Source organism: Thiorhodococcus drewsii AZ1, assembly GCF_000224065.1.
In the GTDB taxonomy this organism is placed as follows: domain Bacteria; phylum Pseudomonadota; class Gammaproteobacteria; order Chromatiales; family Chromatiaceae; genus Imhoffiella; species Imhoffiella drewsii.
On record NZ_AFWT01000021.1, the window covers coordinates 1 to 12969 of the forward strand.

The 12969-nt window shown below is 60.0% G+C and carries 13 protein-coding genes and 1 pseudogene; 6 read left to right on the forward strand and 8 right to left on the reverse strand.

What is annotated here, in order from left to right:
- Positions 1 to 469: integrase core domain-containing protein (locus tag THIDRDRAFT_RS14580; RefSeq protein ID WP_007041631.1), on the forward strand; the 469-nt coding region annotated here is incomplete at its 5' end.
- A gap of 360 nt (positions 470 to 829) precedes the next feature.
- On the opposite strand, the gene THIDRDRAFT_RS14585 is transcribed toward THIDRDRAFT_RS14580, so the two are convergent.
- Positions 830 to 1768 (reverse strand): glycosyltransferase family 2 protein, encoded by a 939-nt coding sequence (locus THIDRDRAFT_RS14585; protein WP_040844972.1) that lies wholly within the window; start codon positions 1766 to 1768, stop codon positions 830 to 832.
- A complete protein-coding gene (locus THIDRDRAFT_RS14590) occupies positions 1758 to 3020 on the reverse strand; it encodes a lipopolysaccharide biosynthesis protein (RefSeq protein WP_007041633.1) in 1263 nt (420 codons plus the stop codon). Before THIDRDRAFT_RS14590 ends, THIDRDRAFT_RS14585 begins: the two co-directional genes overlap by 11 nt.
- A gap of 310 nt (positions 3021 to 3330) precedes the next feature.
- Between THIDRDRAFT_RS14590 and THIDRDRAFT_RS26790 the strand changes: the two genes are divergently transcribed.
- The 3 genes and pseudogenes from THIDRDRAFT_RS26790 to THIDRDRAFT_RS26800 all read left to right on the forward strand — a co-directional run bounded on the left by THIDRDRAFT_RS26790 (position 3331) and on the right by THIDRDRAFT_RS26800 (position 4242).
- Positions 3331 to 3642, forward strand: a complete 312-nt coding sequence (locus THIDRDRAFT_RS26790) for a hypothetical protein (protein ID WP_159105418.1) — start codon at positions 3331 to 3333, stop codon at positions 3640 to 3642.
- Positions 3594 to 3959, forward strand: a pseudogene (locus tag THIDRDRAFT_RS26795) (transposase); the annotation flags it as partial. The gene THIDRDRAFT_RS26790 and the pseudogene THIDRDRAFT_RS26795, both read left to right, overlap by 49 nt.
- An 88-nt stretch (positions 3960 to 4047) precedes the next feature.
- A complete protein-coding gene (locus THIDRDRAFT_RS26800) occupies positions 4048 to 4242 on the forward strand; it encodes a hypothetical protein (protein ID WP_050984732.1) in 195 nt (64 codons plus the stop codon).
- A gap of 560 nt (positions 4243 to 4802) precedes the next feature.
- Here THIDRDRAFT_RS26800 and THIDRDRAFT_RS25650 read toward each other — a convergent pair.
- Positions 4803 to 4991: a hypothetical protein gene (locus THIDRDRAFT_RS25650; protein WP_139058748.1), complete on the reverse strand. Its 189-nt coding sequence runs from the start codon at positions 4989 to 4991 to the stop codon at positions 4803 to 4805.
- Here THIDRDRAFT_RS25650 and THIDRDRAFT_RS14600 point away from each other — a divergent pair.
- On the forward strand, positions 4974 to 6221 hold the full coding sequence (locus tag THIDRDRAFT_RS14600; RefSeq protein WP_007041636.1) for a hypothetical protein: 1248 nt from the start codon (positions 4974 to 4976) through the stop codon (positions 6219 to 6221). The two genes, THIDRDRAFT_RS25650 and THIDRDRAFT_RS14600, sit on opposite strands and share 18 nt — an antisense overlap.
- Positions 6222 to 6238: 17 nt before the next feature.
- Here the strand turns inward: THIDRDRAFT_RS14600 and THIDRDRAFT_RS14605 are convergent, their stop codons facing one another.
- The gene (locus THIDRDRAFT_RS14605; RefSeq protein ID WP_007041637.1) at positions 6239 to 6778 is read right to left on the reverse strand and encodes a hypothetical protein; all 540 of its coding nucleotides are present in this window, start codon (positions 6776 to 6778) and stop codon (positions 6239 to 6241) included.
- Positions 6779 to 6969: 191 nt separating this feature from the next.
- On the opposite strand from THIDRDRAFT_RS14605, the gene THIDRDRAFT_RS14610 reads away from it, so the two are divergent.
- Entirely contained in the window at positions 6970 to 7359 is a 390-nt protein-coding gene (locus THIDRDRAFT_RS14610; protein ID WP_007041638.1) for a hypothetical protein, read from the forward strand.
- A 27-nt stretch (positions 7360 to 7386) separates the two neighbouring features.
- On the opposite strand, the gene THIDRDRAFT_RS14615 is transcribed toward THIDRDRAFT_RS14610, so the two are convergent.
- The 4 genes from THIDRDRAFT_RS14615 to cysS all read right to left on the reverse strand — a co-directional run bounded on the left by THIDRDRAFT_RS14615 (position 7387) and on the right by cysS (position 12803).
- The gene (locus THIDRDRAFT_RS14615; protein WP_007041639.1) at positions 7387 to 8835 is read right to left on the reverse strand and encodes a nickel-dependent hydrogenase large subunit; all 1449 of its coding nucleotides are present in this window, start codon (positions 8833 to 8835) and stop codon (positions 7387 to 7389) included.
- 52 nt (positions 8836 to 8887) lie between these two features.
- Positions 8888 to 9895 carry an NADH-quinone oxidoreductase subunit B family protein gene (locus tag THIDRDRAFT_RS14620; RefSeq protein WP_007041640.1) on the reverse strand — a complete coding sequence of 336 codons (1008 nt, stop codon included), beginning with the start codon at positions 9893 to 9895 and terminating at the stop codon, positions 8888 to 8890.
- The gene (locus THIDRDRAFT_RS14625) at positions 9892 to 11289 is read right to left on the reverse strand and encodes a sensor histidine kinase (protein ID WP_139058749.1); all 1398 of its coding nucleotides are present in this window, start codon (positions 11287 to 11289) and stop codon (positions 9892 to 9894) included. The genes THIDRDRAFT_RS14620 and THIDRDRAFT_RS14625 overlap by 4 nt, the downstream gene beginning before the upstream one ends.
- Positions 11290 to 11411: 122 nt before the next feature.
- Positions 11412 to 12803 carry a cysteine--tRNA ligase gene (gene cysS, locus THIDRDRAFT_RS14630; protein ID WP_007041642.1) on the reverse strand — a complete coding sequence of 464 codons (1392 nt, stop codon included), beginning with the start codon at positions 12801 to 12803 and terminating at the stop codon, positions 11412 to 11414.
- Positions 12804 to 12969: the final 166 nt, after the last annotated feature.

Below are 12969 nucleotides of genomic sequence, written 5' to 3' on the forward strand. Positions count from 1 at the left end.
TGTCGAGATCCTCGACGATAAGTCGGCGGCCTCGGCCAGTGGCTTTCTCGAGCGCCTGATCGCCAAGGCGCCATTCACCCTCACCAAGATCCTCACCGATAACGGCAAAGAGTTCACCGACCGTTTCTGCGCCACGGGCGAGCGCTCGCCAACGGGACAGCATCGCTTCGATCAGGTCTGCGCCCAGCATTTCATCGCGCATCGCCTGACCAAACCCAGAACCCCACAGACCAATGGCATGGTCGAGCGTTTCAATGGGCGCATCGCCGAGGTGTTGGCCACCACACGCTTCGATTCTTCACAGAGTCTCGAGCAAACCATCACCCGCTACGTCCAGGTCTACAACCAGCACATTCCGCAAAAAGCACTCGGGCACATCGCCCCGATTCAAGCCCTCAAGGATTGGGCTGAGAAGCGCCCCGAACTATTCAAAAAGCGGGCATATAATCTTAGGGGACTTAACACTTAAGCCATTGTTTTAAAATATTATACTGATGATGCTGGGAGACCCGAGTCGACGAACCTCTGGGGCATAGTTTTACCCATATCTTCTAGCGCTTTTCGTGTACGGCGAGATAAGTGCTTGATTGAGCGTCTTGGAGTCATGAGTTGCCAGCTTCGTGGGACGAAAACCGGGTGCCGTAAGTGTCTGAGCGGGCACAAAGAGCCATGATTTTATACTGCAAACTGATGTTACGCGGCACCACGAGACTTTAGCTTACAAAATCAGCTATTTGACATTTCGTGTTCATTCGCTAAGCGATTGTTTCTACATGATCGGTGCGTAACATCAGCTACAAAATAAAGAATGTTTGAAGCATTAGTAGACTTACTCACTTCCCGTTCGATAACGATCAGGCCGGTATTCTTGATAACAACTCATCCCAATGCTCATCGATAACTGACCCATGGATGCACTGATGCGAGTTAGAATGATAACCGCTTGACTAAAAGACACTATGGCAATAATCGGCAGGAACAAACTTGCTGTGATGGTTTGTGCAATCTTGATCGAAAACCATAAAAATTTGTTAGGTGCCGAGTAAGACTGAACAACCCGCTTGTAGAATTGCTGCCCACCGCGATAGCCTCGACGGCAAATCCATTTGATGTTGAGTCGTTCCTCAGAAATGCTCTCGAAGACCTCGCCTTCATCGCACCATATCATTCGAACCCCTGATCGGTGCAGCAGACTGAAGTAGTCAGTATCTTCCCCGCCTGTAAGCGCATACGCCGAGTTGAATTGCTGACGGGGCTGGCCAATAGCGAAAACTCGAAACAAGACATTACCAGTTGCCCCTGTTGCCAGAATCGCGCCACTTGAATGTCTTGGACGCTTGAATGAGGGGTGTTTCGATGACCACTTTGGTGCGCCTTCAGGAAGTAGGCCAATGACCGGCCCAAAGACCACATCAGCCCCATAATGATGCAGCGCGTGCATCATACTTTGGAGCCAGCCTGACGACACGGTTTCATCATCGTCAAGGAAGGCTGCATAGTCCGCATCGATATGCCGCAATGCCCGATTGCGCGCATATGAGATCCCTTGAATGGGTTCGACGTCATAAAAAATACTGAATGGGGTTTTCGTCACTCGATATCGATCGACGACCACCCCGGCGGATGCCCTGTGATCGTTGTCGATGACGATGACCCTGACCTGAAATCCCGTCATATCCATCGCCACAAGACTCCGCAAGAGCAACTCTAAAAGCTCTGGCCGGCGATAGGTGGCGATACAGATATCAACCCGTGCATCATTCTCCATGCCTGAGTAGTCTCCTCCAGAGTAAAATCGCCAATAGCGTCTCGCCGATCACTGCACCTGCCAGTGCGCCCTGAATCCCGTAGAGGTAACAGAGACTCGCGGCCGCGACAATCGTGACCGCCGCACTGACACTATTGCGTATCATGATCGATCTGAACTCTTTTTGTGCCTGTAACATGATCGAGGCGGTGGTGCGTGCAAGGAGCGCAAAAAGCGTCAGGAACCACATAGCGATCAGGGGTTCAAGGTTCGGATATTTTAGATCAAAGACCAGGGGGATCACCCAATCGCGAGAGGACCAAAGCAGGAGCATGTAGACTGCCGCGAGCGTGATGAGGATCATGGTGTAGACCAGTATCGTTTGACGCATCTTCTTCGGTTTGGTTACACGCATGTCAGCGAGTCGGGGTAAGAGAATCTGGTTGATTGCAGGAACCCCGAACATAAACGGCATGATCGATAATCTGGCTGCATTGGCTTGTCCTGCCCCTGCCGGGCCGGCAAACAAGACCGTGACATAGAGATAGGCCTGACTTTGAAGCCAGGTCACGATCACCCCCCCCAAGGCCCAGCGCCCACCCTGCCAACTGCCGCTCAAATCAGAGAATAGGTGTTTCAAGCGCACGCCACGCAGTGGCAGATTCGCCTGTTTCGCGCCGATCTGCACGGCAATGATTTGGCCTACAGCGTAGATCCAGAGCCCCAGTACTGCGTCAAGCTCGATCTTTGCCAGAAAGCTCACGCCAAGCAGCGATGCGATGACGACAGCCACACCCACATTCATCACAAATGCCCGTTTCTCCAAGCGTACGATATAGGCGTGACGAATGAAAAAGTTATTGATGAGATACGCGGCGGATGCGATTGCACACGCAAACAGATAGGCTCGCTTCTGAGCAACCCAATCCAACCCGAACTCATCCGAGAATACAATAATTATTGAAAATGATAAGAGCAGTACGCCACAGAATATAACAACGGAAAACATGACGCGCGCCGCATAGGCTAGTCGGTCGTCTTGTGCCTTGTCTGGCGTATTGACAACCATCTGCGTCAGGAAAAGTGCGTTACCAATACCCCCAAAGAAAAGAACGGCCGCAAACCCGACGCTGAAACGCCCGAATTCATCAGCGCTTAGTGCCCGTACCAGATAAATCGTCAACATAAAATTGGTGCCGCTACTGACGAACTGATTGGCGAAGCTAAAGGATATGGCACTCGCAATCGATCGGTAGCGATGAAGCCGAAGCATAGAATCCTAGAGTCCTCTATCCATTACCGCCCCCTCAGAACAGTGAATTTCACATTAAGATCTTCATTATAATGACGTCGCCTTGAGATTCTGTCCCCAATGTCGCGATGTCCGAAATCCGTACCGTCAAACTGCTCCAAACCCTGCTCGCCACTCACCTGGACTGGCATGGCATGGCTCTCGTCTTGATTTTCTCGCCCGCTTCATCCTGGCTGTGCTGCAGGTGCGTTCGGTTAATCTAGCCCGCCTGGCGCCGGTGTTTTCGAACCGCGCGAAGACCAACTCAAACTACATCCGCTTGCAGCACTTCATGCGCGCCTTCACGATCGATCAGGCCGACATCGCACGTACGGTTGGCGACCTACTACCCAAGGAACCGCCCTGGGTGCTGACACTCAATCACACCAACTGGAAACTCGGGCGTGCCGAGATCAATCTGCTGGTGCTCGGGGTTGCCTATCGTGGCTTGGCCATCCCGCTGTTTTGGAAGGCGTTGCCCAAGGCGGGCAACTCCAACATGCACGAGCGCATCGCACTGATGGATCGCTACTTCGACACCTTTCCTTCAAACCAGTGGCCTTCCTCTTGGCCGATCGCGAGTTCGTCGGGCGCCAATGGCTAACGTATCTCTTGCAGCGGGGGTTGCCGTTTCGCGTGCGCCTAAAGGCCAACGCCAACCTCACCTCCATCAAGGGCTCCTACCCACTGCTGCGGGAGTTCCAGACGCTGGCAGTCGGAAGCACACGGGTGCTGCGTCAGCCGCGCCGACTCTGGGGGCAGGCGGTTTTTCTCAGCGCCAAACGCTTGAAGCCCAATGAATGGCTGCTCATCGTCAGCGAATCCTTCAGCCGCCATGCCGTGGAGGCGTATGCCCAGCGCTGGACCATCGAAACTTTGTTTGCCGCTTTGAAATCCCACGGGTTTCACCTCGAAGAGACCCATCCGACCCAACCCGAGCGCCTTGAGCGACTGTTCGCGCTGCTGACGCTGGCCACGCTGTGGGCCGTTCATGCCGGCGTCTGGGCGCATGAGCAACAACCGATTCGCCAAAAAAACACTCGAGCGCCCTCAGTTCAGCTTCTTTCGCTATGGGCTCGATCTCCTTCAGCATCTCATCATCAAGCAGGCCAGCTTCGGCGCCGAACTGCTCTGTGTCCTCGGATTCATGCTCGATGGACAGCCGTTCAAGGTCGAGCATGACATGAGGCTCGTGCTGTATTAGCTAGGCGAGGCTATTTCGTTTTGTACTGTACTGAGGTCCGGACCACAGCCCATCGCCCGCTTGCCCAGCCATCATCCAGCTCACCCCAGACCGTCACCGAACGAACGATCATCGCCGCGAATAACGTAGGCCGGTCCCTGTCGCAACCCTTGCAGCTAGGCATTGCCATAAGAGCTGGGAGCAGTCAACCCAGATACTGGAAAAAAGTATAAAACACGGAGATGCGAAACAGTGAGCGGTCAATCACAGGATTCAGTCGAGGAGTATGGCTCTGGAAAAACCGAGTGGCTGAATGCATAACACTCCGAACCGAAACCAACATGAAATCAGCGCCTCGCGACGATGGGCCTTGATCATCGTTTCGTCCAAGACCGAGACAAGTACTCAACTAAAGCAATTTTTATCTAAAAAATCAGCGCCTTACTTGGCCGGCCGAGGTTGCATCACGGCAGGTGGACCGAACGATGATCAAGGCCCGACGATCACTCACCCAACACAGTCAACTTTACCTTGACAATTACCGAACCTGGCCGAGTTCAACTCGACGCCCCCAACCTCGCTCACTGGGATTCGCTCAAGCTACGCGAGCGACATCGGCGCGGCATACCCACCCGACCGCCCCGCCCTGTACCATAGACGTTCGCCGCGCGCTCCCAGCGGGACGACGCGCCCAGGATGCCGCCACCGACGGCCTCCTCATCGACCGGCATGACAGCCACCGAAGACAGACCATGAATCGACTCACGCATCCTGTCGCCCTCGCGCTTGCCGCCCTGACGATCGGCGCCTCGCCCCTCTTGCAAGCAGAGACCTCGACCGGGCCGGACATCTGGAATCAGACGCGGGACACCGCAACCGATTGGTGGAACCGTTCCAAGGATTTCGCGAACCAGACCGCCAACGACGCGCGCCGGATACTCGGACCAAAGGACGATTTCGGTCATGTCTGGGAAGCGGCGGTTCCACGACTCGAAGATGCGCTGGAACTGGAGCAGCGTCAGGCCCAGCTGCCCGAAAGCGCCTGGATCGGTGCCGATCAGCGCTCGAACCAAACCGAAATCGACGCGCTTCTGGACGAGGCCGTCGAGATTCTCTCGGTGTCACCGGCACTGCGCTATCGCGACCGCATCCAGGCGATCCAGGGCGAAATCGAACGACTTCGCGCCGAAATCGCCGAGTACCGACAGAAGCGCGTCGCCGCGCCAACCGAATCCGCAATCCAGAAGACGGTGACCGACTACGACCGGCTGATCGCGACCCGCGAGCAGGAGATCGCCGCCAGGAACGCCGAGATCGAGGATCTCAAGCACCGTTTCGCCGAGGAACTGCGCGGCAAGGGACTAGAACTCGGCGACGAACAGGTTGCCTTTCTGCTGACCACCGTCGTCGGCGACAACATGGTCGACCTCGGCATCCTGTTCGACAACGTCAAATCCATGACCGCCGAGCTGGAGGAGCTGGTTGCCGAAAGCGGCGAGGATCTGGAGAGTGCGCGCCGTTACTACGGGCTCTATGTAGTCCTGCTCAAGGCGTTGCGACGCATGCACATCCAGGTCGAAGAATCGGTGTCCGAGGAATATCTTCCCCAGATCGATTCGATCATCCGCCAGGCCCAAACGCTCTCCGGCGAGACACGCGAGCTGATGCACACCTCGCCCGACAAGCGCGACCTGCTCACCGCCAACCTGGAGGCCCAGCGGGCCACCATCGAGGCCGCCCAGATGTATCGTCGCTATCTGGAGGACCAGGCCAGACAGGTCGAGCAGGCCCGCCTGGAGCTGGAAAAGGACATCGCGACGGCCTGGAACACCTACGAGACCGTGCGCGTCTCGGGCGAGCTGGTCGGATTGGTCAAATCCAGCCAGCAGCTGCTCGAAGGACTCATGAACCGTCAGGTTCCGGCGCTAAGACCCTTCGCGAACCTGCAGATGCAGCGCGAGTTCGAGAAACTGACCCTGCAGTTGCGCGCCAAGCAGTGACGATCGAGCCTGGGTGATCAAGGCCGATAGGGATAGGGCTTGGCCTGGCCGAGCGCCGTATAGCCGAACACGATATCGCCTGTGGTGCCATCGTCGAGCCCGATCCGACCGATCCCGTTACGCCCGTCATGATCGAGGATGATGTCGGCCCAGCCGCTGCGACCGTCGCTGCAATAGACGTCGAAGAGCGCATCGTTCGACACCGTGAAGGCATCGTAGCGACCGCGGCAGTCGGTTCGGCCATTGGTGACATCGAAGCGCGCCTTGAGCAGAGTCGTCCGATAATCGCCGATATAGACCTCGCCGCCCATCATGACCGCGAACGGACCTGCCGTGGAGCGGTCTCCAGGCTCTTCATTGGGGCGAGGACGCTCGAAATACTCTAGGACCTCGCTCATGCAGGCCGAGTAGTCCTCCAGGTCCAGATGCTGACACAGCCGCTTGCCGTACTCGTCAGGGGAGATCGAAGTACTGATGCCTCCCAGATGATTCGGCGGTACGAGCGCGCAACCCGCAAGCCAACTGGATATACCGGCGATGACGACCAATCGAAACATAGGCTTTCTCCGCTTAGCCTTATGGAGCGAACGGCTATGGAGTTTACATGCATCCGAGTTCTCAGTGTGCTCACGGATCCCCGAACGTGCACAATAGGCGGAATTACCGCTACAGTTCGGACGACACGACACCGAAGCGCACCGCGCAGACCCGACCGAACAGGACCGATGGTAGGACAGGAGCGATACAGATGAGACCACTGAATCTTTGTCTAGGAAGTCCCAATCCGGCCATCCGGAGCACTGGAATCGGCTTGGGCGCCACCCTTTTCGCGCTCGTGCTCGGCGGCTGCGCCAAGCCACTGGTGCTGGATGCGACCCTGCCGCAACAATTCGCCGAGATCGCCTGCGTGGAGGACTGCCGGGTGACCAAGGAGCAGTGCAACGAGGATGCCCGTTACGACTACAGCCAGTGCCAGGCCGGCTACGACACCTCCTTCAAGAAGTACCGCTGGTGCCTCGCCTCCGCCTACGACACCAAGGAATGCGGCTACGCAGGGTGGCCCTGTGCCGAGAACCTTTACGGCTACTGCAGCAATCGCTATCAGGAATGCGCTCAGGCCTGCCGCAACGGCGGATAGCCTCGCGACCCGCGACCGGGGCGCCGGTCAATGCACCGTGCACACCATGCAGGGATCGAACGAGCGCACGATGTGCTGGACCGACACCGGCGTGCGCTCTCCCGGCCTGACCGGCGCCCCCACCAGCGCCTGTTCCAAGGCGCCAGGAACCTGATTGCGATCCCGAGGCGAGAAGTTCCAGGTGGTCGGCGCGACGATCTGATAGTTGAGGATGCGACCGTTACGCACCCGCAGCCAATGGCCGAGACTGCCGCGCGCCGCCTCGATCAGACCGACACCCTGAGTCTCCTCTGGAAGCGGGCCCGACGCACAGAAGGGTTCGCCCGGACAGAGCTGCCGCACCCACTCCTCCATGGCGATCAGCAATCGGGCCGACTCGATCAGACGGGCGATGACCCGGTTGGCGACATTGCCGCCCGAATGGCCGACCAGCTCGCGTACCAGCGGCTGGCCATCGATCAACTGGCGCGCCAACGCGCCAACCTCGATGACCTGCCCGTTCAGCCGTGGGGCCTTGCACCAGCTGTAGGCGCCCTCCTTCTCCATCAGTGGCAGCGTGCTCCCAGCGCTCGGATGCAGGGGCTCGGCCCCGCCGAGCATCCAGCTGTGACTCAGATCCTCTGCGATGGTCCCCTCGTCCAGATCCCGAACCCCATCGGACCAGACACCCCGGCGGAACAGACGTGACTCACCGAGCGGAAACCCGCCGAAACTCATGAAGCGATCGGTCGCCCGCCCCAGCCGATCGAGCCCCAAGCGATCCGCAACCGCGAGAAACTGACGCAGATCGCCCGTCCCCGACGGCGCCTGATCGCGCCATTCCAGCAGCGCCCGCCGACTGGAGAGACCGGCGATCGTCTCCAGCCGGTCGCCGTAGGTCCGTTCTTCGAGGAAACGGCGGAATCCGCCCAGAATCATCAGCAGACGCACGCGTTCCTGCGGCTGAACGGCACGCGTGGAGCCACCGGGCTGAAGACTCAGGCTGTGCGGCCACTTCCCGGCAAGAAAGCCCATGAGATGCAGCAATCTGGCGCGCGCAGCGGTGAACTCCCGCGCGGCGACCCCGGAGCCGGCGCGAAAACGCTCGGCGAGTGCCGGATACCAGGGCTCGTCCGCATAGATCTCGCGGGCAAGATCGGGCATGAAGAAGAGATAGAAATGGGTGAGGTGGTCGGCGAGATTTTCGCAGGCCAGAATGAGATTCACCGCCCGCTCGCCGTTCGGCGGCATCGAGAGTCCTTGCGCCTGGGCCAGCGCGGACGCGGCGGCCACCGACTGGGAGACCGAACAGATCCCGCAGATCCTCGGCACGATCACCAGGCTGTCGAGCGGATCCTTCCCCTGCAGGATCTGCTCGAAGCCACGATAGAGCGGCGAGACCACATGGGCCTCGCGCACCTGTCCGTCGACGACATCCAACCGGACCTCAAGATCGCCCTCGACGCGGTTAAAGGGTCCGACCACCAGTCGAGCCATGCCTCAGTCGCCTCCCGCGAGGCGTTCGCCCGCACAGCGCATCCACATCTCCCTAGCGTTGCCGGGTGTGACGAACCGACGGCGGAACCACCAGATGATCCGCCGTCGCGTTGAGCCGCAACCGCTGCGGCGTTGCCGCCTTTGAGAGCGAGGCCAGGGCGACGAACCAGGCCTTGGGCATGTCCGTCGGCAGCCCGACCGGAATCCCCGCCACCGAGGGGGTCTGCTGGAAGCCGTGACCCGGCTCTTCGAATTCGGGCGCAGTGCAGTTGATGCAGGCGTAGCCGCCCCGCGTGCAGGAACCCTGGCCATTCCACAACCGCGTGTTGCAGTCGGCATGGGCCTGCGTGCCGAGACAACCGAGATGCTCCATCAGACAGCCCAGATCCGAGTGCTCCAGCGCGCTGGCCTTGTACTCGTAGAACTCGTTGCGGGGACAGCCGTGATGGACCAGATGGTCGTAGAACATACGTGGACGCTGGTAGGGGTCCAGATCCGATTCGACCAACGCCCCCAGAGCCAGAGCGGCCAGGGTCTCGCCGACCCAGTTGGGATGGATGGGGCAGCCGGCGATGTTGACCACCGGCAGGCCGCCAACGGCTCGGAAATCGGCGCCCAACAGCCCGCCTGGATGCACGCCCTCGTACTGCAAGCCACAGGCATCCGTGGGATTGTCAGCGCCGGCGGTGATCCCGCCGTAAGCGGCACAAGTCCCCATGGCAACCACGCAGCGGGCGCGCGCTGCCAAGGATTGCACCCAATCGATCATGGGGCGGTCGGTTCCGGATAGCAGATGAAAGCGCCCGCTGCCATTCGGTCCGCGCAGCAGAGCGCCCTCGACACACAGCAGATCGAGCGGCTCATCGCCCCGCTCCAGGCGCTCCAGGCACGACACGACCTCGTCGCCGCTCGCCTCGCTCAGCGAGGGATGCCAGATGAGACGCAGCCCAGCGGCGTCGAGCAGCCCCGGCAGCTCGGGCGACTCGGCGTTGAGCAACGACATGGTGCAGCCGCCGCAACCGCCGGACTGGAGCCAAAGCACGCCGAGTGGAGCGCTCACAGCGGAAGCTCCATGGTGAAGCGGGCACCACCCTCGGCACGGTTGTCGACGCCCAGACGCCCACCGTGATCGGTGACGATGCCATAACTGATGGACAATCCCAGCCCCGTGCCCTGCCCGACCGGCTTGGTGGTGAAGAAGGGGTCGAACACCTTGAGCAAACCGTCCTCCGAGAGACCGGGACCATTATCCTCGATGGTGAGCCGCACCCAGTCGCGACGAGAAATACCGACCTCCGCAACGGCCTCGCGCTCGAAACGGATGAGACGGATCCCGATCTCGGGATCGCGCGTCTGCTGTAGCGCGTCCACCGCGTTCTGCACCAGATTCATCACCACCTGATGGACCTGTCCGGCATGGCCGCAAATATCGAGACGCTCCGGCAGATCCAGATCGAGCCGCGCCCCGAACCGTTTGCCCTTGGTGACCCACTGAACTGCGGTCTGAACCACGCGAACCAGATCAAAGGGCGCGTGCTCGCCCTGCTGACCGCCGGAGAAGCATCGCAGATCCTGCACCACGTCCCGCACCCGCTCGGCACCTTCGAGTGTTCCCTTGACCAGAGGATCCAGATCGTCGAGCAAGCGCTGGATGCGCAACTCTTCCTTGAGCGCCTTGAGGCTCTCGGGCGGATCGGAGGCGTCCACTGCGTCGCAAAAGGCGCGCAGCCGTTCGCGATAGCGACTGAGCACGTGGACATTGCCATAGACGAAGCTGATGGGATTGTTGAGCTCGTGCGCGACACCGGCGACCAGACGCCCCAGCGAGGCCATCTTTTCGGCGCTGACCAACTGTTGCTGGGCCTGCTTGAGCTCGTCGTGGGCCTGGTTCAGCGCCTTGTAGGCGCGCTGCAGCTCGCCCACCGGACGGCCGATCAGCACCATCCCCACCAGTCGACCGCGAGGGTCGTAGCGGGAGGTGCAATTGACGGCCAGCGGAACCTCTTCGTGCTCACCGCGCAGGACCAGCTCGCAATCGTAGACCGCATGATCGCGAATCTTCTCGACGAAACCGCTGGCCAGATCCAGGCACTCGGTGGTGAGAAGCGACTGGAAGGGACGCCCGATCAAGGCCGTTTCCGGCTGACCCGACAGGCTTTCCAATGCCGGATTGACCTCCTCGATACGACCGTTGATATCGCAGACGATGAGGACGTCGGTCATGGAGGCCAGCACGCTCGAAATGAACTGATGGGCCGTTTCGAGCGCGCTGTTCTTCTCCTCCAGCTCGATCTGATACCGCACCAGATCGGCATAGGTCTCGTCCATCTTGTGGATGACCTCGATCCAGAGCGCATCCTGGCGGTTGTCGAGACCATCGACCGGATCGGACAGACCGAGGCCGCCATCGGTGTCGCTCGTCACCGCGTCCGAATCGTAGCGAGAATCGTGCATCCTAGGATTCATCGGAGCCACCGAAATTGATGCGTCGGTCGGATCGAAGATCACCCATTGGCGCTATGAAAACGCATCGGCGCGACCCTTGACTCGAGCGTCATGGCGCCACGCCGCCCCCCTCACAAGGCACGCCGCCAGGTCGTCCCCTGCGGTCCGTCGTCGAGCTGGACGCCGGCATCGGCGAGCTCCTTGCGGATGCGGTCGGCCGCTGCCCAGTCCCGATCGGCGCGCGCCTGGGTCCGTTCTTGGATCAACGCCTCGATCCGTGCGTCGCTGAGATCATCCTCGGTCGAACTCGGGCCACCACGCAGATAGACCTCGGCATCGCCCTGAAGGATCCCCAACATCTCGCCCAATCGACGCAGCTCGGCACCCAAGGCCGCTGCGCGCGCCATGTCGGTCGGACGCACCCGATTGATCTCGCGCACCAGATCGAAGAGCACCGCCAAGGCGACCGGCGTATTGAAGTCGTCATCCATGGCGGCGCTGAAACGCTCGCGATAGGTCTCCCCAAAGGCCGGCTCGACCTCAGGAAGCCCGCGCAGAGCCGTGTAGAGACGGGTCAGTGCGCCGCGCGCGTTCTGCAGATTCTCGTCGTCGTAGTTGAGCGGGCTGCGATAATGGCTGGTGAGGATGAAATAACGCACCTCCTCGGCCTGATAGCGCTGCAGGATCTCGCGCACGGTGAAGAAATTGCCCAGCGACTTGGACATCTTCTCCTCGTTGACCCGCACGAAACCGTTGTGCATCCAGACGTTGACGAATGGCTCGCCGGTCGCGCCCTCGGACTGGGCGATCTCGTTTTCATGGTGCGGGAACTGCAAATCGGCCCCGCCACCGTGGATATCGAAATGGTTGCCCAGGCAACAGGTGCTCATGGCGGAACATTCGATATGCCACCCAGGACGCCCCATCCCCCAGGGCGACTCCCAGGCCGGCTCGCCCGGCTTGGCCGATTTCCAAAGCGCGAAGTCGAGCGGATCGCGCTTGGACTCGCCGATCTCGACCCGCGCACCGGCGCGCAGATCCTGCGGATCCTTGCCCGAGAGCTTGCCGTACCCGGTGAACTGGCCAACGGCATAGTAGACGTCGCCATTGTCGGCGACATAGGCCATACCCTTGTCGACCAGGGTCTCGACCATGGCCAGGATCTCGGACATATGCCCGGTCGCACGCGGCTCCTGGCTCGGCGGCAACACACCGAGCGCGTCTCCATCCTCGCGCATGGCCTGGATGAAACGCTCGGTCAGCTCCTGGAAGGTCTCGCCGTTCTCGGCCGCGCGGCGGATGATCTTGTCGTCGATGTCCGTGATGTTGCGGACATAGGTCACCGCGTAGCCAAGCGCACGCAGGTAGCGATAGACGACGTCGAACACCACCATCACCCGCGCGTGCCCCAGGTGACAGTAGTCGTAGACGGTCATGCCGCACACGTACATGCGCACCTTGCCGGGCTCGATCGGCGTGAAGACATCTTTCTGGCGGGTCAAACTGTTGTGGATCTGCAGCATGGGCACGAATTCTTGGAAATGAAGGCGAACATCGAATACATCATGGTAGCAAAGCCCTGGGCGAGCCGCTCCGCGCCTTTCCACCGCCGGGCAAAATCCTTACCATGGTCGGTCATCAATCACCCACGAGCGGACACGGTACGTTGATAAGGCGTGTCGACGCTCA